The sequence below is a fragment of the Limnohabitans sp. G3-2 genome (assembly GCF_002778275.1).
Classification (GTDB): domain Bacteria; phylum Pseudomonadota; class Gammaproteobacteria; order Burkholderiales; family Burkholderiaceae_C; genus Limnohabitans_A.
Window position 1 is genome coordinate 82134 of the sequence record NZ_NESG01000008.1, and the last position, 25573, is coordinate 107706.

25 protein-coding genes and 1 pseudogene are annotated in these 25573 nt (G+C 63.3%); 18 read left to right on the plus strand and 8 right to left on the minus strand.

What is annotated here, in order from left to right:
- Position 1 precedes the first annotated feature (1 nt).
- From gatA to B9Z31_RS13715, 4 genes are all read left to right on the plus strand, one after another.
- Positions 2–1465: an Asp-tRNA(Asn)/Glu-tRNA(Gln) amidotransferase subunit GatA gene (gene gatA / locus B9Z31_RS13700; protein ID WP_100120123.1), complete on the plus strand. Its 1464-nt coding sequence runs from the start codon at positions 2–4 to the stop codon at positions 1463–1465.
- 93 nt (positions 1466–1558) lie between these two features.
- Complete coding sequence (gene gatB, locus B9Z31_RS13705) at positions 1559–3013, plus strand: Asp-tRNA(Asn)/Glu-tRNA(Gln) amidotransferase subunit GatB (RefSeq protein WP_100120124.1); 1455 nt, start codon at positions 1559–1561, stop codon at positions 3011–3013.
- Positions 3014–3502: 489 nt separating this feature from the next.
- Positions 3503–3766 (plus strand): type II toxin-antitoxin system CcdA family antitoxin, encoded by a 264-nt coding sequence (locus B9Z31_RS13710; protein WP_199174513.1) that lies wholly within the window; start codon positions 3503–3505, stop codon positions 3764–3766.
- On the plus strand, positions 3766–4083 hold the full coding sequence (locus tag B9Z31_RS13715; RefSeq protein WP_100120125.1) for a CcdB family protein: 318 nt from the start codon (positions 3766–3768) through the stop codon (positions 4081–4083). The genes B9Z31_RS13710 and B9Z31_RS13715 overlap by 1 nt, the downstream gene beginning before the upstream one ends.
- 158 nt (positions 4084–4241) lie before the next feature.
- Here B9Z31_RS13715 and B9Z31_RS13720 read toward each other — a convergent pair whose 3' ends face one another.
- Complete coding sequence (locus B9Z31_RS13720) at positions 4242–5252, minus strand: fumarylacetoacetate hydrolase family protein (protein ID WP_100120126.1); 1011 nt, start codon at positions 5250–5252, stop codon at positions 4242–4244.
- 103 nt (positions 5253–5355) lie between these two features.
- Between B9Z31_RS13720 and B9Z31_RS13725 the strand changes: the two genes are divergently transcribed.
- The 3 genes from B9Z31_RS13725 to B9Z31_RS13735 all read left to right on the plus strand — a co-directional run bounded on the left by B9Z31_RS13725 (position 5356) and on the right by B9Z31_RS13735 (position 7816).
- Complete coding sequence (locus B9Z31_RS13725) at positions 5356–6186, plus strand: IclR family transcriptional regulator (RefSeq protein ID WP_100120127.1); 831 nt, start codon at positions 5356–5358, stop codon at positions 6184–6186.
- Positions 6187–6192: 6 nt separating this feature from the next.
- Positions 6193–7464: a DUF3108 domain-containing protein gene (locus tag B9Z31_RS13730; protein ID WP_100120128.1), complete on the plus strand. Its 1272-nt coding sequence runs from the start codon at positions 6193–6195 to the stop codon at positions 7462–7464.
- Between the two features lie 70 nt (positions 7465–7534).
- Positions 7535–7816, plus strand: a complete 282-nt coding sequence (locus B9Z31_RS13735; RefSeq protein WP_100120129.1) for a DUF3567 domain-containing protein — start codon at positions 7535–7537, stop codon at positions 7814–7816.
- Positions 7817–8000: 184 nt separating this feature from the next.
- Here the strand turns inward: B9Z31_RS13735 and B9Z31_RS13740 are convergent, their stop codons facing one another.
- A complete protein-coding gene (locus B9Z31_RS13740; RefSeq protein ID WP_100120130.1) occupies positions 8001–9335 on the minus strand; it encodes an aminotransferase class III-fold pyridoxal phosphate-dependent enzyme in 1335 nt (444 codons plus the stop codon).
- A 185-nt stretch (positions 9336–9520) separates the two neighbouring features.
- Here B9Z31_RS13740 and purU point away from each other — a divergent pair, with 185 nt between their 5' ends.
- The 3 genes from purU (at position 9521) to B9Z31_RS13755 (ending at position 12936) form a co-directional block, all read left to right on the plus strand.
- Positions 9521–10369 carry a formyltetrahydrofolate deformylase gene (gene purU / locus B9Z31_RS13745; RefSeq protein ID WP_100120131.1) on the plus strand — a complete coding sequence of 283 codons (849 nt, stop codon included), beginning with the start codon at positions 9521–9523 and terminating at the stop codon, positions 10367–10369.
- Positions 10370–10458: 89 nt separating this feature from the next.
- The gene (locus B9Z31_RS13750) at positions 10459–11334 is read left to right on the plus strand and encodes a LysR substrate-binding domain-containing protein (protein ID WP_100120132.1); all 876 of its coding nucleotides are present in this window, start codon (positions 10459–10461) and stop codon (positions 11332–11334) included.
- A 93-nt stretch (positions 11335–11427) separates the two neighbouring features.
- Positions 11428–12936 carry an FAD-linked oxidase C-terminal domain-containing protein gene (locus B9Z31_RS13755; RefSeq protein ID WP_100120133.1) on the plus strand — a complete coding sequence of 503 codons (1509 nt, stop codon included), beginning with the start codon at positions 11428–11430 and terminating at the stop codon, positions 12934–12936.
- A gap of 169 nt (positions 12937–13105) precedes the next feature.
- Here B9Z31_RS13755 and B9Z31_RS13760 read toward each other — a convergent pair whose 3' ends face one another.
- Positions 13106–13606 carry a transposase gene (locus tag B9Z31_RS13760; RefSeq protein WP_100120134.1) on the minus strand — a complete coding sequence of 167 codons (501 nt, stop codon included), beginning with the start codon at positions 13604–13606 and terminating at the stop codon, positions 13106–13108.
- A 326-nt stretch (positions 13607–13932) separates the two neighbouring features.
- Between B9Z31_RS13760 and B9Z31_RS13765 the strand changes: the two genes are divergently transcribed.
- Genes B9Z31_RS13765 through fahA form a run of 5 tightly spaced genes read left to right on the plus strand, consistent with a single transcriptional unit; the run spans position 13933 to position 18182 of the window.
- Positions 13933–14367: a MarR family winged helix-turn-helix transcriptional regulator gene (locus tag B9Z31_RS13765; RefSeq protein WP_100120135.1), complete on the plus strand. Its 435-nt coding sequence runs from the start codon at positions 13933–13935 to the stop codon at positions 14365–14367.
- Between the two features lie 21 nt (positions 14368–14388).
- On the plus strand, positions 14389–16080 hold the full coding sequence (locus B9Z31_RS13770; protein ID WP_100120136.1) for an FAD-dependent monooxygenase: 1692 nt from the start codon (positions 14389–14391) through the stop codon (positions 16078–16080).
- Between the two features lie 9 nt (positions 16081–16089).
- Positions 16090–16278 carry a DUF2783 domain-containing protein gene (locus B9Z31_RS13775; RefSeq protein WP_100120137.1) on the plus strand — a complete coding sequence of 63 codons (189 nt, stop codon included), beginning with the start codon at positions 16090–16092 and terminating at the stop codon, positions 16276–16278.
- Positions 16279–16308: 30 nt separating this feature from the next.
- Complete coding sequence (locus tag B9Z31_RS13780; RefSeq protein WP_100120138.1) at positions 16309–16845, plus strand: VOC family protein; 537 nt, start codon at positions 16309–16311, stop codon at positions 16843–16845.
- 11 nt (positions 16846–16856) lie between these two features.
- Entirely contained in the window at positions 16857–18182 is a 1326-nt protein-coding gene (fahA, locus tag B9Z31_RS13785) for a fumarylacetoacetase (RefSeq protein ID WP_100120219.1), read from the plus strand.
- Between the two features lie 62 nt (positions 18183–18244).
- On the opposite strand, the pseudogene B9Z31_RS13790 reads toward fahA, so the two are convergent.
- Positions 18245–20035 (minus strand): annotated as a pseudogene (locus B9Z31_RS13790) (carboxyl transferase domain-containing protein); the annotation flags it as partial.
- Between the two features lie 104 nt (positions 20036–20139).
- Here B9Z31_RS13790 and B9Z31_RS13795 point away from each other — a divergent pair.
- Positions 20140–21156 carry an asparaginase gene (locus tag B9Z31_RS13795; RefSeq protein ID WP_100120140.1) on the plus strand — a complete coding sequence of 339 codons (1017 nt, stop codon included), beginning with the start codon at positions 20140–20142 and terminating at the stop codon, positions 21154–21156.
- A 19-nt stretch (positions 21157–21175) separates the two neighbouring features.
- Here the strand turns inward: B9Z31_RS13795 and B9Z31_RS13800 are convergent, their stop codons facing one another.
- Positions 21176–21859, minus strand: a complete 684-nt coding sequence (locus tag B9Z31_RS13800) for a YggS family pyridoxal phosphate-dependent enzyme (RefSeq protein ID WP_100120141.1) — start codon at positions 21857–21859, stop codon at positions 21176–21178.
- A 144-nt stretch (positions 21860–22003) separates the two neighbouring features.
- Here B9Z31_RS13800 and B9Z31_RS13805 point away from each other — a divergent pair, with 144 nt between their 5' ends.
- Positions 22004–22909: an NAD(P)-dependent oxidoreductase gene (locus tag B9Z31_RS13805; RefSeq protein WP_100120142.1), complete on the plus strand. Its 906-nt coding sequence runs from the start codon at positions 22004–22006 to the stop codon at positions 22907–22909.
- A 69-nt stretch (positions 22910–22978) separates the two neighbouring features.
- On the opposite strand, the gene B9Z31_RS13810 is transcribed toward B9Z31_RS13805, so the two are convergent.
- The 3 genes from B9Z31_RS13810 to B9Z31_RS13820 all read right to left on the minus strand — a co-directional run bounded on the left by B9Z31_RS13810 (position 22979) and on the right by B9Z31_RS13820 (position 24642).
- The gene (locus tag B9Z31_RS13810; RefSeq protein ID WP_100120143.1) at positions 22979–23605 is read right to left on the minus strand and encodes a BON domain-containing protein; all 627 of its coding nucleotides are present in this window, start codon (positions 23603–23605) and stop codon (positions 22979–22981) included.
- Positions 23606–24190, minus strand: a complete 585-nt coding sequence (locus tag B9Z31_RS13815; protein WP_100120144.1) for an SIS domain-containing protein — start codon at positions 24188–24190, stop codon at positions 23606–23608.
- 65 nt (positions 24191–24255) lie between these two features.
- Complete coding sequence (locus B9Z31_RS13820; RefSeq protein WP_100120145.1) at positions 24256–24642, minus strand: YraN family protein; 387 nt, start codon at positions 24640–24642, stop codon at positions 24256–24258.
- 14 nt (positions 24643–24656) lie between these two features.
- Here B9Z31_RS13820 and rsmI point away from each other — a divergent pair, with 14 nt between their 5' ends.
- A complete protein-coding gene (gene rsmI, locus B9Z31_RS13825) occupies positions 24657–25556 on the plus strand; it encodes a 16S rRNA (cytidine(1402)-2'-O)-methyltransferase (RefSeq protein WP_100120146.1) in 900 nt (299 codons plus the stop codon).
- Positions 25557–25573: the final 17 nt, after the last annotated feature.

The following is a 25573-nucleotide window of genomic DNA, read 5'->3' on the forward strand; positions in this document are numbered from 1 at the left end:
CATGAGTGACCTGCACCAGCTCAGCGTGAAAGCGCTGGCCACCCTGCTCCAAACCAAAGAAGTCAGCGCCGTCGAAGTGGCCACGCGCTTTTTGGCCCGCATGGGCGGCAACCCGCACAACGCCTTTCTGGACATCGACAGCGAAGTGACGCTGGCCCAGGCCCGTGCCTCTGACGCCAAATTGGCCGACGGCACCGCTGGCCCGCTCGAAGGCGTGCCTGTGGCGCACAAAGACGTGTTCGTGACCCGCGACTTCGCCACCACAGCGGGCTCCAAAATCCTGAGCGGCTACCGCTCGCCGTTTGACGCCACCGTCGTGCAGCGCCTGCGCACGGCAGGCATGGTCACCTTGGGCAAGCTCAACTGCGACGAGTTCGCCATGGGCTCAGCCAACGAAAACTCGGCCTACGGCCCGGTGCAAAACCCCTGGGACACGGCCCGCGTGCCGGGCGGCTCCTCCGGCGGCAGCGCCGCCGCTGTGGCCGCGGGCCTGGCACCCGCCGCCACCGGCACCGACACGGGCGGCTCGATCCGCCAGCCGGCCAGCTTTTGCGGCATCACCGGCATCAAGCCCACCTATGGCCGCGCCAGCCGCTACGGCATGATCGCCTACGCCTCCAGTCTGGACCAAGCCGGCCCCATGGCCCGCAGTGCCGAAGACTGCGCCCTGCTGCTCAGCGCCATGTGCGGACCCGATTTGGACCGCGACTCGACTTCGCTGGACATGCCCAGTGAAGACTTTTCAGCATCGTTGAATCAATCGATGGAGGGCCTGCGCATTGGCATTCCCAAAGAGTTCTTTGGCGAAGGCCTGGCCCCCGATGTGCGCGCTGCTGTAGACGGCGCTTTGCGCGAATACGAAAAACTCGGCGCCAAGCTCGTGCCCATCAGCCTGCCGCGTACCGAGTTGTCCATTCCGGTCTACTACATCATTGCCCCGGCCGAAGCCAGCTCCAACCTCAGCCGCTTTGACGGCGTGAAGTTCGGCCACCGCGCCAAGGACTACACCGACCTGGTGGACATGTACAAAAAGACCCGCGCCGAAGGCTTTGGCAACGAGGTCAAGCGCCGCATCATGACGGGCGCTTATGTGCTCTCGCATGGCTACTACGACGCCTACTACCTGCAGGCGCAAAAAATCCGCCGCATGATCGCGGACGACTTCCAACGTGCGTTCACCGAGTGCGACGTGATCGCCGGTCCCGTGGCCCCTTCGGTGGCCTGGAAGTTTGGCGAAAACGCCAATGACCCGGTGGCCGACTATTTGGCCGACATCTTCACCCTGCCCGCCTCGCTGGCCGGCTTGCCCGGCATGAGCGTGCCCGCAGGCTTTGGTGCAGGCCAGATGCCTGTGGGCTTGCAGCTGATTGGCAACTACTTCCAGGAAGCCCGCTTGCTGAACGCCGCACACCGCCTGCAACAAGCGACCGATTTCCACCTCCGCCAACCGGAGGGCCTTCAGTGAACCCAGGTTTTTGTGGGAGCGAGCCCCTGCTTGCGAATGCTTCGGCCGCAGGAGCGACCTCCCACAATGTCTGATTCATCCGGTGAAAAACACATGAGCAAACTCGTCCAAGGCTACGAAGTCGTCATCGGCTTTGAAACACACGCCCAACTCTCGACCACCAGCAAGATCTTCAGCCGCGCTGCGACAGCGTTTGGCGCTGAGGCCAACACCCAGGCCTGCGCGGTGGACATGGCCCTGCCGGGCACACTGCCCGTGATGAACATCGGCGCTGTGGAACGTGCCATTGAATTTGGCCTGGCCATCAACGCCCATATCGCCGAGCGCAGCATTTTTGCGCGCAAAAACTATTTCTACCCCGACCTGCCCAAGGGCTACCAGATCAGCCAGTTCGAGATCCCGGTGGTGCAAGGCGGTGAGGTGTCGTTCTTTTTGGAAGAAGGCCAGGCAACCGTGCGCAAAACCGTGCGCCTGGAGCGTGCCCACCTCGAAGAAGACGCGGGCAAATCGCTGCACGAAGACTTCATTGGCCAGTCGGGCATTGACCTGAACCGCGCGGGCACCCCCTTGCTGGAAATCGTGACCCAACCCGACATGCGCAGCAGCGAAGAGGCGGTGGCCTACGCCAAAGAGCTGCACAAGATCGTGACCTGGATCGGCATCTGCGACGGCAACATGCAAGAAGGCTCATTCCGATGTGATGCCAACGTGTCGGTGCGCAAACCCGGCGGCGAGCTGGGCACACGCCGCGAGATCAAGAACCTCAACAGCTTCAAGTTCATGCAGCAGGCGATTGACTACGAAGTGCGCTGGCAGATCGACCAGATCGAAGACGGCATCGCCATCCAGCAAGCCACCGTGCTGTTCGACCCCGACACGGGCGAGACCCGCGCCATGCGCACCAAGGAAGACGCCGCCGACTACCGCTACTTTCCCGACCCGGACCTGCCACCGCTGGTGATTGGCCGCGACTGGGTCGAGCGGGTGAAGGGCGAGATGGCCGAGTTGCCGCGCGTGATGGCCGAGCGTTTTGTCAAAGACTACGCCCTGCCCGAATACGACGCCACGCAACTGACGCAAAGCAAAGCGGTCGCCGCCTACTTTGAAGCCACGGCCAAGGCCTGCGGCCAAGCCAAACTGGCCAGCAACTGGATCATGGGCGAAGTCTCACGCCGCCTGAATGCGGGCGAGATGGCCATCGAGCAAGCCCCGGTGAGCGCCGCCCAACTGGCCGCCCTGATTGGCCGCATCAGCGACAACACCATCAGCAACAACGCGGCGCGTCAGGTGTTTGAAGGTCTGTGGAACAAAGAGGGCGAAGTCGACGCCCTCATCGAAGCCAAAGGCCTCAAACAGATGAACGACACCGGCGAGCTGGAAAAGATCATCGACGAGGTGCTGGCCGCCAACCCCAAAAACGTGGAAGAGTTCAAGGCCGGCAACGCCAAAGCCCTGAACGGCCTGGTCGGCCCGATCATGAAAGCCAGCAAAGGCAAGGCCAATCCGGGGCAGGTCAATGCCTTGTTGATGAAGAAACTGGGCAGTTAAGGGTCACGCACATGGATGTGGGAGCGAGCCCCTGCTCGCGAATACCGACTTCCTCAACCCACACTTTGGGCCGCAGGGGCCTCCTTTTAGGGTCCTGCGGGGAATCCATTGATACCTGGTTCCCCGCCCCGCCCCCGTCTGCACCAACAATCCCATCTCGCACAGCACCGTGAGTCCCGGTCAACCGAGGCGCGTCACACGCGGCAGAGGTTCACGCATTGCTCGGTGCGGATGCCTTTGGCCAATCAGAAGAGTCCGTCCATTTGCAGCAAGGCCTTGAATTCGACCTTTTGTTGCCGTGATGAGGACGTGCTGCTCCAAGTCGAATGCGGCCGACTTCATGACTGCGCTTGGCAGACGCAATGCAGGGTTATTGCCCCATTTGCGCTTCATGCGCCCTGCAAGCCCATGCGTCGTTGTCGCCCACCCGTGCCCCAACAAGCATGCGGGTTAAACTATGCGCACGCCAAAATGCGCATGGAGTTCACAATGCCATCCACCCAAACGACCCCTCGATTGCGCACCGGCGCATCCGGTAAGCGCGCTGTCAATCTGAGCCTGAGCAACGATGTGCTGGAGGCCGCAAAGCACCTCACCATCAACATTTCTCAGGTCTGCGACAGCCACCTGCGTGAAGTTGTGCGCCGCGAACAAGAGCGAAAATGGCGCGAGGATCACGCAGAGTTCATCGCTGCTTACAACGCCACCATCGAGGCGGAAGGCTTGCCACTGGATGAGTGGGGAAGTTTCTGATGGCTCGCTTTGACGTTTATGCCAACCCTGGCAGCCATGCAGCCACCACCCCCTACCTGCTGGATGTACAAAGCGACCTGCTCAACAGCTTGGACACCAAGTTGGTGATTCCTTTGCGCAGCCTCAAGCACTTCCCAAAGGTCAAGCTGCCGACTCAACTGACACCGATTTTCACCATCGAAGGTGAAGCGTATTTGCTGGAAACACCCAAAATGGGCGCGGTGCCGCAGCGGGTGCTCAAGTCTCCAGTGACCTCGCTCGCTCAGGGCCAAGACCAGATCACCGCCGCGATGGATTTTTTGTTGCACGGCTATTGATCAGTCCCATTTGACCCCTCGCGTTTTCAGAGCGTGTTCCACGCCCTTCGGCCGCAGGGGCGGCCTCCCACAGGGGCGGCCTCCCACAAGGGGCAACCTCCCACAGGGGCAACCTCCCGCAGGGGCGGCCTCCCACAGGGGCCAGGGTTGTGCTGGCTTCAGCGCGCCAGCGGCACCACTTCTTGCTCGATCGCCCCGAACACGCTCTCGCCATTCAAGCCCTTCATCTCGATGCGGATAGTGTCGCCGTACTTCATGAACTCGGTTGAAGGCTTGCCGTCCAGGATGGTTTCGATGGCGCGTTTTTCGGCGATGCAGCTGTAACCTTTGGGCCACTCGGGTTGACCGTTCACGTCCACGCTTTTGTTGCTCACGGTGCCACTGCCCACGATGGAGCCGGCCCGCACATTGCGCGTTTTGCAGATGTGGGCGATCAGCTGGCCGAAGTGGAAAGTCATCTCGGGGCCGGCTTCGCACAGGCCCACCTTGCGGCCGTTCCAAGTGGACTGTAGCGTCAGGTGCACGCGGCCGCCTTGCCAGGCCTCGCCCAGCTCGTCGGGCGTCACGGCCACGGGGCTGAAGGCGGTGGCCGGTTTGCTTTGCAAAAAGCCAAAGCCTTTGCCCAGCTCGTTCGGGATCAGGTTGCGCAGGCTCACGTCGTTGGCCAGCATGACCAAGCGCACGCCTTCGATGGCGTCATCGGCGCTGGTCTGCATGGGCACGTCGCCGGTGATGACGGCGATCTCGGCTTCAAAGTCGATGCCAAACGTTTCGCTGGCGCACACCACCGGGTCGCAAGGGCCGATGAAGTCATCGCTGCCGCCTTGGTACATCAGCGGGTCGGTGTAGAAGCTGCTGGGCACTTCGGACTGGCGCGCTGCGCGCACCAATTCAACGTGGTTGATGTAAGCCGAGCCATCCGCCCACTGGTAGGCGCGCGGCAGCGGGGCCATGCATTGGGCTGGGTCAAAGGGAAAAGCGTGGCGGGCTTTGCCTTGGTTCAGCGTGGTGTACAGGTCTTCCAGCTGGGGCGCCAGAAAGTTCCAGTCGTCCAGCACCTGTTGGAGTTTGCTGGCGATGCCGGTCGCATAATGAGCGGTGCTCAGGTCGCGCGAAACCACCACCAGTTGTCCGTCGCGTGAGCCGTCTTTGTAGGTCGCCAATTTCATGTGGAATGTGTCCCTGGATGTCGCAATGCGCTACAGTGTGCCGCATCGGAAAATTACGCATTGTTAAATTCGTTTAACTAATCGAAACCAGATTTTAGGCGACATGGCATCAGACACCAGCACCCTCAGCCCTCCTGAGCACGACAAGGAGCGTGCAGGCATTCAATCGGTCGAGGTGGGCTTTGCCCTGCTGGATGTGCTGGCGCAAGCGCCGGGGCCTTTGATGTTGCGCGACTTGGCCGCGGCGGCCCAGATGAGTGCCGCCAAGGCGCACCGTTATTTGGTCAGTTTTCAGCGCTTGGGCCTGGTGGTGCAAGACAGCACCAGCACCCGATACGAGTTGGGCCCGGCCACCTTGCGCTTGGGCCTGGCCACCTTGTCCCGCCTGGACGCGGTCAAACTGGCGCGCGAGCGTTTACCCGCCCTCATTGAGGCGACTGGCCACACCACCGCCCTGGCCGTTTGGGGCAACCGGGGGCCCACCTTGGTGCACTGGCAAGAAACGCCGCTGGCCGCGCCGGTGAGTTTGCGTTTGGGCGACGTGATGCCGCTTTTGTCGTCCGCCACGGGGCGCTGCTTTGCGGCCTTCCACCACCATGGCGGCGGGTCTGACAAAGCGGCACCCATGATCGAACAAGAGTTGGCCCAGGCCCGCAAACTCGGGCGCAAGGACTTGCCCAGCACGCCGGCCCAATTGGAGGCCATGAACGCAGAAACCCGCCAACAAGGTTTGGGCCGCGTGGTCAATGTCCTGCTGCCGGGTATTTCGGGTTGGTGCGCCCCCGTGTTTGACGCCGATGGGCACTTGGTCTTGGGCGTGGTGTCCTTGGGCTCATCTGCCACCCTCGACACCGAATGGGACGGACCCATCGCACAGCGCTTGCGCCAATTTGCGCAGCAACTGTCGGCCGATCTGGGCTGGCGCGGCCACTGAGCGGACATGACACAGCGGCCAGACCCCACAGCCCGCATCGCGCCAAAGCCCGTGGCTTGGCAGCTCGCCCCTCCCTCGCGGCGGCGGCTCGCCGGCTTGGTGCTGACGGTGCTGGCGCTGCACTTGGCGCTGCTTTGGGGCATGACGGGCAGCCTCGATGGGCGTCTGCCCACAGACGAAGCGGTGCGCGTGGCGCCACTTCAAACACGTTGGATACCGCCTGTGTCTGCACCCGTGACTTCGCCCAGCGTGGCCAAGGCCGCCCAACCCCGCACGCGGATCGCGACGGTTCCCAAGGCCCCGTCTGAACCGGTGCTTGTGCCCAGCCCCGAGTCGCCCTCGCTGTCCAGCGATGCCTCTGTCGTGGAACCGCCCCTTGAGGCGTCCGGAGAAACCAGCACCCCAGCCCAAACCATGGCCGACAGCACGGCAAACATCGCGGCCGCCACCACAGCCGCCACCACGGCAGAAACACCCCGGACCGAAACCATCACGGAAGCGGCGCCTACGCCTTCAAGCGCAACGACCCCTCAAGCCATTCAGACCACCCCAACGGCATTGCCGCCCATCCCCGCAGGCGCTTTGCCGCCCTCGCTGCTGCTCAGCTACAAAATGACGGGCCAGGAAAAAGGATTGAACTACTTTGCCAACGGCGAATTGCGCTGGCAACACAACGACGCCGCCTACGCTTTGAGCTTGTCGGTGAGGGCATTCCTGATGGGTTCGCGGCATTGGCGCAGTGTGGGCGAGATCAACGAAACGGGTCTGGCCCCTCGGCGCTTTTCAGACAGCTGGCGCAACGAACGTGCCGCCCACTTTGACCGCGCCAACCAGCGCGTGGTGTTCAGCAACAACGCGCCCATCGCCCTCTTGGAGGCGGGTGCCCAGGACCAGATCAGCCTGTATGTTCAGCTGGCCGCGGCCATGGCCGGTGCGCCCCAGCGCTTTGAACCCGGCACGCGCCTGCAAGTCCAAACCGCCACCATCAAAGACGCCTTGCCCTGGCTGCTCACCTTGGGCGCGAACGAGACCTTGCAACTGAACGGACAAAGCGTGGCGACCGCCAAATGGGTCTGCCAGCCACGCAACCGATTCGACGCCACAGTGGAGTTTTGGGTGTCTGCCCAGCACGCATGGATGCCCGTGCGCATCAAGATCACCCAAGTCAGTGGCAGCTACATCGACCTGATGCTGAGTGACCAGGAGGCCTTGCCGACTTTGCCGGCCTTGCCGACCCCAGTGTCCCCTGGCCCGAACTCGCCCGTCCCAGCCGGTTAAATGCCCCTGCCACTTGAAGTTGTTCGATCCAACACCACGTCAGGGACACAACTTGAGTCAAAATGAAGCCATGAACCTGCTGTACGAATCCGAGACGTTTGCCGTGATGCATGTGTTGGCCAATGCACCTGCCGAACCCGCGCCTGCCACCAGCAAACCCTTGCTGGAGCGACACGGCTTCGAAATCGTGGACAAACGCTCAGGCAAAGAGGTTTATCTGGACGGCTCCTGGGCAGAAATGTTCCAGCAACAAATCCAGGCCTGGCAGCAGCACACCCCCACACAAGAAGAAGTGGAAGACACGCTCGAGGGCTACACCGGTCTGGCGCAGCAACCGGTTGTGGTGCACTGACGCCCCTGGTTGGAGCAGGCCACCTCTTTCAGGCGGCCAGCCAGGTCAACACCTCGCGGCTCAGGTGACGACTGTTCGTGGCAGGCAAAAAAAGACCGCCCCAAGTGCGGTCGGGGCGGGCTGGGCGAGCGATCTAGGCGAGCAATCTGGTCGAGCGCTTGGGGCGATCACCGTCGCCCAGCCATCAGGCGTGGCGGCGGATGCTGTCGGCCACGGTCTGCACGATCTGGTCGATGTGGGCGTCTTCCACGATGTAGGGCGGGCAGATGACGATGTTCTCGCCCGCAGGGCGCACCCAAACGCCTTTGTGGAAGCAATCCATGAAGATGTCGTAAGCCCGCTTGCCCGGCGCGCCCGGGATGCTGGCCAATTCGACCGCTCCGGCCAGACCGAGCGTGCGGATGCCGACCACGTTGGGCAAGCCCTTCAAAGTGCTGTGCATCGCCTCGCCCAGCACCCGTCCTTTTTGCCCGGCGCGGGCAAACAGGTTTTCTTCTTTCATCACATCGAGCGTGGCAATGGCCGCCGCACAGGCGACTGGGTGGCCCGAGTAGGTGTAGCCGTGGAAAAACTCGATGGCGTGCTGGGGTGAATGGGCGTTCATCATCGCGTCGTAGATGAAGTCACGGCAAATCACGCCGCCCAGCGGGATCACGCCGTTGGTCACCGCCTTGGCGAAGTTCAGCATGTCGGGCACCACACCGTAGTAGTCCGCCCCAAAGTTCACGCCCAGGCGGCCAAAGCCGGTGATGACCTCGTCAAAAATCAACAAGATGCCGTGCTTGTCGCAAATCTCGCGCAGACGCTTCACATAACCTTGGGGCGGGATGTACCAGCCCGCGCTGCCGGCAATCGGCTCGACGATCACGGCCGCGATGTTGCTCGGGTCGTGCAACACCAAAATGCGGTTTTCCAGCTCCAGCAGCGGGTCTTCGGCCCACACCGGCTCTTCGTGGTGGATGTAAGCGTGGTTCACCGGGTCATGGATGAAACGCATGTGGTCCACACGCGGCAGCAGCTGGGCACCAAACGCCTTGCGGTTGGCGGGCAATCCGCCCACGCTCATGCCGCCAAAGTTGACGCCGTGGTAACCCTTTTCGCGACCAATGAACACCGTGCGGTGGCCTTCGCCCCGGGCGCGGTGGTAGGCCAGCGCCACTTTGAGGGCCGTGTCCGCCGCTTCCGAGCCCGAATTGCAAAAAAGCACTTTGTTCAAGTCGCCCGGCGCCATGTCCGCAATCATTTGGGCGGCTTTGAATGCCTTGTCGTTGCTGGCCTGAAACGCCGTGGCGTAGTCCAGTGTGTCCAGCTGCTTCTTGATGGCTTCATTGATCGGCTTGCGGTTGTGGCCCGCGCCCACACACCAGAGGCTGGAGATGCCGTCGATGACCTTTTTGCCGTCGTGTGTGGTGAAGTGCATGCCCTCAGCCCCCACAAAGACACGGGGGTCTTGGCGGAAAGTGCGGTTGGGCGTGAAGGGCAACCACTGGTTGTCCATGTTGAACTCGGTATGGGCCACAGCAAAACTCCTCGAAATCTCTGAATGGGCGCAGTTTAATGGGCATTTCGGCGGCGTGCCGCCCCAGGGCGACAGGGCGAGGGACGGGAAAACGCGGGTCCTTACAATAGAACCCACTTCAACGACGGCCAACAGCGAGCGCCCTCACATGGCCCTGTCGATGCCCCTCCCCCTTGCTTGAATCCATGACCACGACCTACATCCTGACCCTCTCCTGCCCTGACCGCACTGGCATCGTGCATGCTGTGTCGGGTTTTTTGTTGGAGCGCGGGGGCAACATTGAAGAGGCGGCCCAGTACAACGACCACGACACCGGCCTGTTTTTCATGCGGGTGCAGTTTGCGTGTGATCGGCTGGACGGCGACAGCTTGAACGCCCAGTGGGCCGCTTTTGCCCAAACCTTCAGCATGAAGTGGGACCTGCACGCCACCGCCCAGCCCATGCGCACCGTGCTCATGGTCAGCAAGGAAGGCCATTGCCTGAACGACTTGCTGTTCCGCTGGAAAAGCGGCCTGCTGCCTTTGGACATCCGCGCCATCGTGAGCAACCACCGCGAGTTCTACCAACTGGCCGCCAGCTACAACGTGCCTTTTCACCACATCCCGGTGAGCAAAGACAACAAGGCGCAAGCGGAGGCCAAACAGTACGAGATCATCCAGGCCGAGGGCGCTGAGCTGGTCGTGTTGGCCCGTTACATGCAAATTTTGAGCGATGACCTGTGCCGAAAGCTGGCCGGTCGCGCCATCAACATCCACCACAGCTTTTTGCCCAGTTTCAAGGGTGCCAAGCCTTATTACCAGGCGCACGACCGGGGCGTCAAACTGATTGGGGCCACCGCCCACTATGTGACGGCCGACCTGGACGAGGGCCCGATCATCGAACAAGACGTGGCCCGTGTGGACCACAGCAAAACCGTGGAAGACCTGACGGCCCAAGGCCGCGACACCGAGAGCCAAGTGCTGGCACGCGCCGTGAAATGGCACAGCGAGCACCGCGTGCTGATCAACGGCCACAAAACGGTGATTTTCAAATAAATATTCTTGTGGGACAGATCTTTAGCTCTGTCCCCAACTGATTAAACTTTGCGGGACAGATCTTCAGCGCTGTCCCCAACTGATCCACGATGTCCGCCACCTCACGCATCCCGCCCATCCAGTGCCTCTTGACCTTTGAGGCCTTGGCGCGGCTGCGCAGCGTGACCCAGGCTGCCGAAGAACTGTGCGTGACGCCCAGCGCCGTGAGCCACCGGGTCAAACAGCTCGAGCAAATCATCGGCACCAAGCTGTTTGGCCGGGCCGATTTTTCGCTCACCACCGAAGGCATTGAATACCTGGCCCACGTTCGCGAGGGCTTGGTGTCGCTGCAGCGCTTTCCCAGCGCCAGCAACACGCCCGGACGCCGCAAGCTGCGGCTGGCCGTCACGCCCACCTTTGCGCGCTCGGTGCTGATGCCGCGCCTCAAACACTTTTTAGACGCCTACCCCGAGATCGACATCACGCTGCAGGTGAGCATTCCCCTGCTCGACGTGGTGGCCGAAGATGCCGACCTGACGGTGCGCTTTGGCACGGGTCGTTACTCGGACGTGGAGCACGTCTGCCTCGCCAAAGACGAGGTGACGCCCTTGGCATCGCCCGCTTGGCTGCGCGAAAACGGGCCATTTGCCAGCGCCGAGGACCTGCAAGGCGTGGCCCTCTTGCGCAGCCCACTGGAGCCCTGGCGCACTTGGTTTGCCGCGCACGATCTGGACTGGCCGGAGCCGACGGATGGTTCATCGTTCAACGACATTGGCCTGATGTGCGACGCCGCCGCCCAAGGCTTGGGGGTGGGCCTGATCCGCACCAAGCTCGGGGCCCCCTGGCTGGAAAGTGGCCAATTGGTGCGTTTGTTCGAGCGCAGCGTGCCCAGCCCGCATGCCCATTACCTGTGCTGGCGCACCGGCACCATGGAACGCTGGGAGTGCGCCACCTTCGCCGACTGGCTGAAAAAAGCGCTGGCCTGAACGGTCAAATTCACAAACCCGTCAAAGTTTCTTCAGCCCGGGGCCCTGGGCTTGCGCTTACAGTTGGGCATCACTTTCTAGGTTTTGAATGCCATGAGCGCCAATACCCCCGCCGAGACACAGCAACTGACCGCCACCGAACGGGCCGAGCGCCAACGCGCTGTGGTCACGGCACTGGGCCGGGTCTTGCCCGCTGACGCCATTTTGTACACCCCCGAAGACACCACGCCCTACGAGTGCGACGGCCTGACCGCTTACCGCGAGCGCCCGCTGGTCGTGGCCTTGCCCGAGACCGAGGCCCAGGTGCAGGCGGTTCTGAAAGCCTGCCACGCGCTGCAAGTTCCCGTGGTGGCGCGCGGCGCGGGCACGGGCCTGTCGGGCGGTGCCATGCCGCACCGCCTGGGCGTGACGCTGTCGATGGCCCGCTTCAACCAGATCAAAACCGTGGACCCGGTCAGCCGCACGGCGGTGGTGCAGTGCGGGGTGCGCAACCTGGCCATCAGCGAGGCGGCAGCCCCCTATGGCCTGTATTACGCGCCCGACCCGTCGAGCCAAATCGCCTGCACGATTGGTGGCAATGTGGCCGAAAACTCGGGCGGCGTGCACTGCCTCAAATACGGCCTGACGGTGCACAACGTGCTCAAAGTCAAAGGCTACACCATCGAGGGTGACCCGATCGAGTTTGGCAGCGACGCGCTCGACACCTGCGGCTACGACCTGCTGGCCGTGCTGGTGGGCAGCGAAGGCATGCTTGCCGTGACCACCGAAGTCACCGTCAAGCTGGTGCCCAAGCCGCAACTGGCGCGCTGCATCATGGCCAGCTTTGACGATGTGCGCAAAGCAGGTGACGCGGTGGCGGCGGTGATTGCGGCGGGCATCATCCCGGCGGGTCTGGAGATGATGGACGGCCCCATGACCGCTGCCGTGGAAGACTTTGTGCACGCCGACTACGACCTGAGCGCGGCGGCGATTTTGCTGTGCGAGAGCGACGGCACGCCCGAGGAGGTGGAAGAAGAAATCGGCCGCATGAGCGATGTGCTGCGTGGCTGCGGGGCGACCGCCATCACCGTGAGCCGCGACGAAGCGCAACGCATGAAGTTCTGGAGCGGCCGCAAAAATGCATTTCCGGCCTCGGGCCGCATCAGCCCCGACTACATGTGCATGGACTCGACCATTCCCCGCAAGCGCTTGGCCGACATCCTGCAAGCCATCTCGGTGATGGAGACCAAGTACGCGCTGCGCTGCCTGAACGTGTTCCACGCGGGCGACGGCAACCTGCACCCGCTGATCCTGTTCGACGCGAACGACGCTGACCAGCTGCGCCGCTGCGAGCTGTTTGGTGCCGAAATTTTGGAGACCAGCGTGGCCATGGGCGGCACCGTCACCGGCGAGCACGGTGTGGGCATCGAGAAAGTCAACAGCATGTGCGTGCAGTTCAGTGCCGAAGAAAACGAGCAAATGTTCGCCGTCAAACGCGCCTTCGATCCCCAAGGTCTGCTCAACCCCGGCAAAGTGATTCCCACGCTGAACCGCTGCGCCGAGTACGGCAAGATGCTGGTGCGGGCAGGGGCCATCAAGCACCCGGATTTGCCCCGTTTCTGAACCCCTCATTGCCCGCAAGATCGACGGCTGCAGGTCGGTGGCTGTAGGTCGGTGGCTGTAGGTCGGTGGCTGTAGGTCGGTGGCTGTAGGTCGGTGGCTTCAGCCCCGACATGGATTTTTATCCACTTGTCGGGGCTCAAGCCACCGACCTACAAAAAACAAAAGCACCTCACTCCCTGACGCCGGGCAAGGGGCCTGGGGCAGTGCCCCAGTCAGGTGGATACGCGCCATTTTTGACGTAACGGTGAAACGTGCTGTACGGCCAATCGCGCACGTGTTGCACATGACCGTGTTTGAGCGGGTTGTAGTGGATGTAATGCGTGTGCTGCTCAACGTCGCGGTCGTCGCGCAAGGTGTGCTCCCAAAATCGCCCTTGCCATAAGGCCTGCGTCCCGATACGACCGCGCAGCCTGTGCACCACACCTTGTTTGATGAGCATCCAGCGGGTGGAAAAATCGGCATCATCCGGCGGCAAACGCCAGATGGCATGCAGGTGATCGGGCATGAGCACCATGGCCAGGTTTTCAAAAGGCCGCTGTGCGCGCACATGCCGCATCACATCGCCCAAAGTCTTCACACACCTCGGCTCGCACAGCCAAGGCTGCCGCTCGCGGGTCACCACCGTGAAAAAGAATGTCCCGCCCGGCGTGTCTGATCGACGGTATTGCATTTCTGCATCTCCCTGACTTTTTGAAGTCATTGAGCCACGGTTTGAACGCATCAGCAAGTATTTACTCAGAAATGCGGATGGACAGTCCTGTCGATCGACGGCTGTCGATCGACGGCTGTAGGTCGGTGGCTGTAGGTCGGTGGCTGTAGGTCGGTGGCTTTAGCCCCGACATGGATTTTTGTCCACTTGTCGGGGCTCAAGCCACCGACCTCCAAGAGACCCTTTTGTTGCACCGGCCACCATCGGCGCCACCACTTGGTTGCGCACGCAACAAAATGAGCTTAAGATCAAGGCCTCGATCCACACCACTCAAACCGAAGAACGGCATGTCCACGCCCCTTGAGCGAACGCTCACCTATCGCCTGCACCAGTTGCACAAGCTGACCGATGCGGACAGCCAATCGGCTTATCCCGAATCCACTGGCTTGTCGATGAGCGACGGGCGCTGCCTGACTACGATCGGCACCTTCGAGCCTTTGTCGGTCAAGGCGCTGGCTGAAAAATCCAACCTGAACAAGGCCCAGGCCAGCCGTGGGGCGCAAGCCTTGGTGGACCAGGGTCTGGTGCGCAAGGAAGACCGGCCCGACGATGGCCGAGGCGTGGTGCTGACCCTGACCCCTGCCGGACGCAAAGTCTTCAAACGCGCCATGGCCATGGTCGCTCAGCGCAACGGTCAAATTTTCGGCTGTCTCACGCCACAAGAACAAGCCACATTGAGCACCCTGTTCGACCGCCTGATTGCCCACGCCCGCCCACGCTGAATCCCCCCTCTCTCAAGCCCTATGCACACCCCCAGCACGCAAGCCCGGCCTTCGATTTATTACACCTACGAAGTGTTCAAGCCTTGGCTGGCATCCGCACACCCGAAGCCAACTCGCCAAAAAGTCGTGATCGTTGGCTCCGGCCCCGCCGGCATGGTGACGGCGCTGGAGTTGGCGCGTCACGGCGTGCCCAGCGTGGTGCTGAGCGCCGAGTTGCAGTTCTCGCAGGGCAGCCGGGCGATTTGCTTCACCCGTCGCTCCATGGAAATCCTGCAACAAGTGGGCGTGGCCGACCGCATGACCGCTGGCGGCCTGCCCTGGCGCTTTGGCAACTCGTATTACCGGGGGCAGCGCGTGTTCCGCATGGAGGCGCCGCACGATTCCGATGACCGCTTCTTTCCGATCATCAACGTGCAGCAGCAGTTCATGGAGGAATACCTGCACGACGCTTGCCAAGCCAACCCGCTGATCGATTTTCGCTGGGGCAACAAGGTCAACGCCGTGGACCAGCAAGACGGCTTCGCCGTGCTCGAAGTGGACACACCCGAAGGTCCTTATGCGCTGGAGAGCGACTGGGTGGTGGCCGCCGACGGGGGCCGCTCAGGTCTGCGCAGCGCCCTGAATTTGCAGATGGAAGGCGCGTCCTACGAAGGCTTTTTCGTGATCGCAGATATCCAAATTGACCTGCCTTTCCCAACAGAGCGCCTGGCTTTTTTTGACCCCGACTGGAACCCCGGCAACACCATCTTGATGCACCGCGAACCGAACGGCATGTGGCGCGTGGACTACCAGCTGCCCCCCGGCGAAACGCCCGAAGAGGCGCTGCGCCCCGAGTCGCTCAAGGCCCGCATCGACGCCCAGCTGGCCATGATCGGCCACGCCGGCCAGCCGTGGGTGATGGACTGGTCCTCGGTCTACTCGGCGCGCACGCTCACACTGCCTGACTTCGTGCACGGCAGCGTGATCTTCACCGGCGACGCGGCGCACCTGCTGCCGATATTTGGCGTGCGCGGGGCCAACACCGCCTTCCAGGACGCACAGTCGCTGGGCTGGCATCTGGCTTTTGTGGTCAAAGGTCTGGCAGGCCCAGCGCTGCTGGCCAACCACAGCACCGAGCGCGTCGGCGCAGCACGCGAGATCATCACCGAAGCAGGCAAAAGCACTCGCTTCATGGCACCGCCCAGCCCCGGTTTTCGATTGTTGCGCGACGCGGTTCTGTCGCTCTCGCTCACCCAAGAGTTTGTGCGCCCGCTGTACCACTGGCGCACGTCCAGGCCCCACGCGTACACCCACTCGGTGCTCAACAGCACGGGGGATGACAACGGCCTGTTCAAAAGCGGTCCGGCCCACGGTGCACCACCGCAAAACGTGCGTTTGGCGGCGAACGACTTCCTGCTCGACCACTTGGGCGGCGGCTTTGACCTGCTGTACTTCACCGATGCGCCGGCCGTGCCCGAGGCGCTGCAGCGCGTCATCCAGACCGCGCGCGCCCAGGGCATGCCCCTGAACGTGATCGCCGTCGGCGCGAGCCACGCCGTGGATGGGGCCGACCAACACCTGCCCGATGCCGACGGTCACCTGCGCGAGCGCTATGGCGTGCCCGCCAACGGGGGCGCGTACCTGCTGCGCCCCGACCAGCACATCTGCGCCCGCTGGCTCACGCTGGACGCCACCCGCCTGCAAGCCGCACTCACCACCGCCCTGCCTCAATAAGGACACACCATGTCACCACCCACACTCACCATCGGCGGGCTGGAGGCCGTGTACGACGCATTGGCCACCGCCTTGGACCAAGCGGGCTCAGACAAGGCGCAGCTGTTCCTCGTCAAGTTGGCTTTGCTCAACGCCAATGCGCTGGCCGACGAGGCGTTGTTCCAGCAACACCTCCACGCCGCCCTGCAAGACCTCTGATCCCACCCTCATCCACACCAGGAGACCACCATGCTCGTTCAATCCGTTCACCACGTCGCCTACCGCTGCAAAGACGCCAAAGAAACCGTCGAGTGGTACCAAAAGCACCTCGACATGAAATTCGTGCTGGCCATTGCCGAAAACGAGGTGCCCTCGACCAAAGCACCGGACCCGTACATGCACATCTTTCTGGATGCGGGCCAAGGCAACATCTTGGCTTTCTTTGAGCTGCCCAGCCAGCCCGAGATGGGCCGCGACGAGAACACCCCCGCCTGGGTGCAGCACCTGGCCTTGAAAGTCGATTCCATGGCCACGCTGCTGGCCGCCAAAGACAAACTGGTGGCGGGCGGTGTCGAGGTGCTCGGCCCTGTCGACCACACCATCTTCAAAAGCATTTACTTCTTTGACCCCAGTGGTCACCGCCTCGAATTGGCAGCCGACTGCGGCACACCCGAGATGATGAAAAAGCTCGACGAGGTGAAGTGGGACATGCTGCAAGAGTGGAGCCAAACCAAGCGCGCGCCCAAGCACGCCGCCTGGATGCACGACGGCAGCATGAGCGTGTGAAACAGCAGGCGATGACCATGCTCAACGACACCCACCACCCTGGCCTGCGCAGCTGGGTCGCCTCGGCCAACGCCGCAGGCACCGACTTCCCCATCCAAAACCTGCCGTTTGCGGTGTTCCGCCGCCAGCGCTCGTCCGAGCCCTGGCGTGGCGGTGTGGCCATTGGCGACCAGATCGTGGACCTGGCGGCTCTTGCCCAGTCCGGCGTTCTGCAAGGCCAAGCCGCTGCTGCCGCGCAAGCGGGCGCACAAGACAAACTCAACGCCCTGATGGCGCTGGGCACAGCGGCCTGGAGCGCCTTGCGCCTGGCCCTGTCACGTGCCCTGCGTGAAGGGTCACCCGAGCAAGCCGCTCTGCAAGCGTGCCTGGTGCCGCAAGCCGAGGCCGAATACGCGGTGCCCGCCCGCATCGGCGACTACACCGACTTCTACACCTCGGTGCACCACGCCACCAACATCGGCAAGCAGTTTCGCCCCGACAACCCACTGCTGCCCAACTACAAATGGGTGCCGATTGGCTACCACGGCCGCGCGTCCAGCATTGGCGTGTCGGGCCAGCAGTTCCGCCGCCCGCTGGGCCAGACCATGCCCCCCGGAGCGACCGTGCCATCGTTTGGCCCCTGCAAGCGGCTGGACATTGAGCTGGAGCTGGGCATCTTCATCGGCAGCGGCAATGCCCTCGGGGACGCGGTGGAGATCACCGAAGCCGAAGACCATGTGTTTGGCATCTGCCTGCTCAACGACTGGTCGGCGCGCGACATCCAGGGCTGGGAATACCAGCCGCTCGGCCCCTTCCTGGCCAAGAACTTTGCCACCACCGTGTCGCCCTGGGTCGTCACGCTCGAAGCGCTGGCCCCCTACCGCGTGCCCTTCACCCGCGCAGAAGGCGACCCGCAACCCATGGCCTACCTGGACTCAGCGGCCAACCGCAGCGGCGGCGCTTTTGACATCCAGCTGCAAGTGGGCCTGCAAACGCCCCAGATGCGCGAAGCCGGGCAGCTTGAGGCCAGCATCTGCCGCACCAACTACCGCCACGCCTACTGGACCGTGGCACAAATGGTCACGCACCACACGGTCAACGGCTGCAACCTGCAGCCCGGCGATCTGCTGGGCAGCGGCACGCTCTCTGGCCCCACACTCGACCAGGCGGGCGCTTTGATCGAGCTGACCACGGGCGGCAAACACCCCTTGACCCTGCCGGGCGGCGAGCAGCGCACCTGGCTGGAAGACGGCGACCGCGTGGTGCTGCGCGGCTGGTGTGAAAAAACAGGCGCTGCGCGCATTGGCTTTGGCGAATGCGTGGGCACGGTGCTGCCGGCGCGCGTGCCCAAGGGCTGACCGGCTGCGGTTCATCGCGACGCGGGCGTCGCGCCCACCAAGGGCGGGCACCGCTTCCTCGCTCACCAGGTGTCGATCGCCAGCGTGCCGTCCAAGGGCCGGACCTGCCCAGCCTCCAAGCCCGCCACCAGCCAGTCGCGTGTGGTGGCCGGGTCGATGACCGCGTCGATCTCCAGCGTCGCGGCCATGTGGATGGCGCTGCCGTTGTCGTATTGCTGCGCCAGCAACTGCTCAAACAGCGCTTCACGCTCGGGGCCCTCGGGCAGGGCCTCCAGCTCTTTGCGGTAACCCAGCCGCACGGCGCCCTCCAGGCCCATGCCGCCAAACTCGCCCGTGGGCCAGGCCACCGTGCTCAGGGTTTCGTGAAAGCCGCCCCCTGTCATGGCCATCGCGCCCAAACCGTAGCCTTTGCGCAGCACCACGCTGAGCAGCGGCACCCGCAAATGCGCGGCCGCCACGAACATGCGCGAGACATGGCGCACCTGCGCCGTGGCCTCGGTGTCCGGTCCCACCATGAAGCCGGGGGTGTCGACCAGGCTGACGATGGGCAGACCGTGCGCGTTGCACAGCTGCATGAAGCGGGCCGCTTTGTCGGCGGCATCGGCGTCGATCGCACCCCCCAAGTGCAGCGGGTTGTTGGCCAGCATCCCCACCGGACGGCCCGCGATGCGCGCCAGCGCGGTGTGGATGCCCACCCCGAAGCCGGTGCGCAAATGCATCAGGCTGCCCTCGTCGGCCAGGCCCTGCAGGGCGGCGCGTGTGTCGTACACGCGCAAACGGTTTTCTGGCACCACATGGCGCAAGGCCTCGGCGGGCGGGGCTTGCCATGCACGCACCGCCCCCTGGAAAACCGACACATACTGCCGCGCCGCTGACACCGCCTGCGCTTCCGTCTCCACCAGCACATCGATCACCCCATTGCCATGCTGCACATCGCTCGGGCCGATTTGCTCGGGCTTGAAGACGCCCAGGCCACCGCCTTCGACCATGGCGGGGCCTCCCATGCCGATGTTGCTGTCACGGGTTGCGATGATCACGTCGCAGCAGCCCAGCAAAGCGGCATTGCCCGCAAAGCAGCGCCCCGCCACCACGCCCACCACCGGCACCCGGCCGTTGAGGCGCGCAAACGACGCAAAGGTGGCCAGGTTCAGGCCTGCCACGATGGCCACGTCAACGTCGCCCGGCCTGCCCCCGCCGCCTTCGGCAAACAGCACCACGGGCAATTTGTTTTGCAGGGCCACGCCCAACATGCGGTCGGTTTTTTGGTGGTTGCGCATGCCTTGTGTGCCCGCCAGCACCGTGAAGTCGTAGGCCATGACCACCACACGCTGACCGTTGACGCAGCCGATGCCCGTGACCATGCCGTCGGCAGGCGTGTTGCGCATGAGGTCGTCGGCGCTGCGGCGGCGGCTTTGCGCGGCCACCGCCAGTGCGCCGTACTCCACAAACGAGCCTTCGTCGCACAGGTCCGCGATGTTTTCTCGGGCCATGCGCAGACCCTGTGCATGGCGCTTGGCCACGGCTTCGGGGCGCTGTGCGTCTTGCGTGAAGGCCAGGCGCCCTTGCAGTTTTTTCAGGTCGCCCCGCTCGGCGCCGGCCACAGCCTCGTGCGCTGGGGGCGGGGCGGACGCCGGACTGGCCAGCCCTTCAGACACCGGCGCCAGTGTCAGCAGCACCTCACCCTCTCCCACCGTCTCGCCGGGCTGGAAATACAGCTCAGCCAAACGCCCTGCGTGAGGCGAGCGGATTTCGTGCTCCATTTTCATGGCCTCCAAAATCACCAGCACATCCCCGGCGGCCACCACATCACCGGCTTGTGCCAGCCACTGCACCACCTGGGCTTGAAGAGGGGCATGAATTTTTTGCATGCGCTCATTGTGCGGCGATGCCCCGGAGACAGGGGGTCAAGTCCGGGACAATTTAAACTGGATTTTTTGGCCCGCACCGAGATCCGACCATGAACTTCGAACCCCTGATCGAGTTGACCCGCAACGGCGTGCAGGAATGCGTGCACCTGGGCGCACTGGCCGTGACAGACACCGAAGGCCGTGTGCTGGCGCACGTGGGCAATCCACACTGGCTGTGCTTCACCCGCTCCACCCTCAAGGCCCTGCAGGCACTGCCCCTTGTGCAGTCCGGCGGCGTGGCGCACTTCGGTTTCACGCCCTCCGAGCTGGCCATGATGTGCGCCAGCCACAACGGCGAGGAGATGCATGTCGAGCAGGTCGCGTCCATCTTGCGCAAAAGTGGCACCAACACCCGGCAAATGCGCTGCGGCTGCCATGTGCCCTACCGCTTCACGTTTTTGGACCTGCCCATGCCCGAAGGCTTTGCCTACGACGAGCGGCACCACAACTGCAGCGGCAAACACAGCGGCTTTTTGGCGTATTGCGTGCAACACGGTTGGCCCACCGACAGCTACACCGAGGTGGACCACCCGCTGCAACAAGACATTCGCCGGGCCGTGGCGCACCTGGCGGGCCTGAGCGAGCAGGATTTGGCGCTGGGCATCGACGGTTGTTCAGCGCCCAACTACGCCATGCCCTTGTCGCGGCTCGCCCGCAGTTATGCCCGCTTGGCAAGCCCGCAATCCGATGGTTTGTACGGCCACAGCCTGCAGCAGCTGGGTCAGGCCATGAGCACCTACCCCGAATTGGTGTCGGGCACGGGCAGGAACGACGCCGACTTCATGCGCGCAGGTCGGGGCGACTGGGTCAGCAAAGTGGGGGCCGACGGCGTGCAGGTCGTGGCCAGCCGTGCGCGGGGCCAGGCCCTGGCGGTCAAGATCATGGACGGCAACAAAACGGCGCTGTTTGCGGCCACGGTCTGTGCCTTGGACCAACTGGGCTGGCTGGACGATGCGCAGCGCCAGCAATTGGCCCCTTGGCGGGCCGCCACGCTGCTGAATGTGGCGGGCATCGCGGTGGGCGAGCGGCGCAGTGTGTTCCAGCTTCAAGCCGGCGAACCCGGCTGAAGCGGTCCAGGCGGCGCGTTCAGCGCTTGCCGAAAATCGCCGTGCCCACGCGCACCATGGTGCTGCCTTCGGCAATCGCGGCCGCCATATCGGCGCTCATGCCCATGGACAAGGTGTCGAGTGACAGCCCTTGCTGGCGCAAAGCCTCCAGCAAACTTTTGGCCTGGGCGTGCACCGCCCGCATCTGGGCATCGGTGGGTGCTGGTTCGGGAATGGTCATGAGGCCGCGCAACTGCAAACGCGGCAAAGCGGCCACGGCCTGCGCCAGCGCGGGCAGCTCTTGCGGGCGCACGCCGGATTTGGTCTCGCCGCCGTCCACATTCACCTGTATGCACACCTGCAAAGGCGGCAAGTGGTCTGGGCGCTGCTCGGACAGTCGCTGGGCGATTTTGAGGCGGTCCACGCTGTGCACCCAATCAAAGTGCTCGGCCACCAAGCGCGTCTTGTTGCTCTGGATCGGGCCAATGCAGTGCCATTCCAGAGCCAGGTCTTGCAAGGCCCCGATCTTGTCCACCGCCTCCTGGATGTAGTTTTCGCCAAAAGCGGTCTGCCCTGCGGCGTGGGCGGCGCGCACCGCCTCTGGCCCCCAGGTTTTGGACACGGCCAACAAAGACACGCTGTGGGGCGCGCGGCCAGCGGCTTGGCAGGCCACTTCAATTTGCGCCTGGACACGCAACAGGTTTTCAGCAATGGGGGTGTTCATGGCCTGAGCGTACCAAACCGCAGGCGGGCTCTGCGCAGCCAGGCCCCACTGTCGCCAACTCGGCAAAGAAATGCACCCCACACGAACCGGTGTACGGCCAGACTGCTAAATTACCCCTTTTCAACGACCTTCAGCGAGACCCCCATGAGCCAAATTGCAGCCAAAACCTACGAATCCGCCCCCGCCCGCCAAGTGGCCTTTTTGGGTCTGGGCGTGATGGGCTACCCCATGGCCGGCCACCTGGCCCGTGCCGGTCACCACGTCACCGTGTACAACCGCAGCGCCGCCAAGTCGGCCGCTTGGGCCGCCGAATGCCCGGGCAACGCCACCGCACCCACCCCGCGCGAGGCCGCGGCCGGTGCCGACATCGTGTTCGCCTGCGTGGGCAATGACGCCGACTTGCGCAGCGTGGTGTTGGGCAAGGACGGCGCTTTTGCCGGCATGAAGCCCGGCGCGATTTTTGTGGACCACACCACGGCATCGGCCGAAGTGGCCCGCGAGTTGTACGCCGAAGCCCAAAAATTGGGCCTGCACTTTGTGGACGCGCCCGTCTCCGGCGGGCAAGCCGGGGCACAAAACGGCATGCTCACCGTGATGTGCGGTGGCGACGCCGCGGCGTTTGACGATGTGAAGCCTGCCGCCATGGCGTTTTCTCGGGCCTTCACCTTGCTGGGTGCATCCGGCGCAGGACAGTTGGCCAAGATGGTCAATCAGATCTGCATCGCCGGTCTGGTGCAAGGCTTGTCTGAAGCGGTGGCCTTTGGCCAGCAAGCGGGTCTGGACATGCACCAGGTGCTGGACGTGATCGGCAAGGGCGCGGCGCAAAGCTGGCAGTTGGACAACCGCGGCAAGACCATGGCCGACGACAAATTCGAGTTTGGTTTTGCGGTGGACTGGATGCGCAAAGACCTGGGTTTGGTGCTGGACGAAGCCAAACGCAACGGCGCCCGCTTGCCCGTGACCGCCTTGGTGGACCAGTTCTACGCCGATGTGCAAAAAATGGGCGGTGGCCGCTGGGACACCTCGAGCCTGATTCGCCGTTTGCGCTGAGCGCAGAGCGGCGTTTTACCCACAAAAAAAGCGACCCGAGGGTCGCTTTTTTGGGTGCGCGTGGCCGCATCACTTCTTGGGGGTCGGCTGACTCAATCGCTTGAGCTCTTCCTCGGAGATCTCGTCGAACACGCGGACCACTTTGCTCACGCCGCCAATGCCGCGGACGATGTCGCTGGCACGCTTGGCTTCACGGGCCGTCACGCGGCCCATCAAATACACAACGCCGCGCTCGGTCACCACCTTGATGGCATTGACCTGCAGGTCTTTGGCATCGATGAATGCGGCCTTGGCCTGACCCGTGATCACGAGGTCTTTAGACCGCTGGGTCACGCTGCTGGGCAAGGCCACGGCCAAATCGTTCACCACGGACAACACGTTTTCTTGGCTTTGCGCCAATTTTTCAGCGCGCTCTTTATCGGCCTGCGTGCGCACCTCGCCACTGAGCAGGACCTTGCGGTTGAAGCTGGTCACATTCAGGTGGATGCGATCGCCCAGGTCTTGGCGAACGGCACTGGCGACCTTGAGTTCAATGGCCTCGTCTTCCAATTGGGTCCCGGCCGTGCGACGGTCGGTGGCCACGATACCGGTCATGACGGCACCGCCCACCAACAAAGGCGCGCAAGCGGACAAGCTGGACAAGGCCGCAGCCAAAACCACAGCGCTCAAAACCGAAGATTGAAAATTGCGTTTCATTTAAAGAGGCTCCTGTTCACCCAACAATTGGGTGTCAATTCCATCACAAAGACAATGCAGCACCAGGTACTGCACTTCACGAATTCGTGCGGCTCGCTCATGCGGCACACACACATGCACATCGGTTTCACGCAGCTGTCGGGCCAAGCCGCCACCATGGTGCCCGGTCAAGGCCAAGACGCTGATTTCGCGGTCATGGGCCGCTTGCACGGCCTCGACCAAAGCGGGCTCTGCGCCGTCGGAGCTGATGAGGACCAACACATCGCCCATTTGCCCCAGCGCTTGCACCTGCCGGGCCAAACCTTGGCCATCGGTCCAGCGGGTGGCCGTCACGGCATCCGCAGACAAGGCCAAAGCCGCCAAGCCCGGGCGCTCCCGCTCAAAACCACCCACCAGCAAGTTCGCCAAGTAATGCGCCAAGGCAGCCGAAGGGCCCATGCCACCGACCAAGACTTTGCCGCCACCGGTGACGCAGGCCATCACCGCCTGAACAGCCGAATCCACAGGCTTGGCCAAAGATTCGGCCACCTGGTAGTGCAAGTCGGCACTGTCAATGAAGTGTTGTTGGATACGGAGGTCTAGCATGCGCAGGCGATGATAACCCCGCTCACTGCCCTGCCACCCTAAAATGCCGTTTTTTCCCTGGTATTTCAGGCCGCATCAAAAGCCGCCTGCAGCCATTGGGGTCCGCTCGACTCGATGGTCACGACATCGAAGCGGGCAGGCGGCAGACGACGCCAGCGCTGCAGATAGTGGTGCGCTGCAAAAACGATGCGCCGCTGCTTCACCCACCCAATGCTGGCCGCAGCCCCGCCATGGTCAGATCGACTGCGCTTGCGCACCTCGACAAACACCACGGTGCCGTCTGCAGCCTGCATGATCAGGTCGATTTCGCCGCCCCCTCGGCCGGGCGTCCGATAATTGCGCTGTAGCAAGCGCAAACCGCGCGCTTGCAAATAGGCCAGCGCCTCGTCTTCGCCCGCATCCCCCCGGGCTTTGGTGGTTGGGGCTGGCGTGTTCTTTTTGAGGAATTGCATTGACTCCGTCTCCCTTGTCAGCCTCGTTCGCCAAAGCCTTGGAGGCTGCGCGCGACGCTGCCGGATCGCAAAACAACCCGGCCAGCACACTGTATGTCGTGGCCACCCCGATTGGCAACCTGGCCGACATCAGTCTGCGGGCTTTGCATGTGCTGGGCCAAGTCGATGCCATCGCTTGCGAAGACACCCGGCACACCCAACAACTGCTCAGGGCCTACGGCCTCGAGCGCCCCGGCACCCAATTGTTGGCGGTTCACCAACACAACGAAGCCGAGGCGGCCCAATCCGTGATCGCCCGACTGGCCCAGGGCGAACGTGTGGCCTATGTGAGCGATGCGGGCACGCCAGCCATCAGCGACCCGGGCGCCCGCTTGGTGGCCGCCGTGCGGCAAGCGGGTTGCCGTGTGCTGCCCCTGCCAGGCGCCAGCAGCGTGACCACGGCCCTCAGCGCCAGTGGCATGACGGGAGACAAGGGGTTTGTCTTCACCGGTTTTTTACCCAGCAAATCGGGCGAACGTCAGCAAGCGGTGCAGTCCTTGGCGCAAGAAAGCCGCGCCGTGGTGCTGCTGGAGGCGCCGCACCGCATCGAAGCTTTGGCGCAAGCCCTGTCGGTGTTGGGTGAGCGCCGCATCACGGTGGGGCGTGAGCTGACCAAGCAATTTGAGCAAATTGAAACCATCGCAGCGCACGCCTTGCCAGCCTGGCTGGCCGAAAAACCCGATCGCCAGCGCGGCGAGTTTGTGCTGGTGCTGCACGATGCACCTGTCGCCACGACCGAGGGCGAAGGCCTGCGCGTGCTGCAAGTGCTGCTGCCAGAGCTGCCCCTGAAAACGGCCGTCAAGCTGGCGGCCGACATCACGGGTGAATCCAAAAATGCCTTGTACGACCAAGCCCTCGCGCTGAAGAAGGGCTGAACGCCGCGCGCCGATGG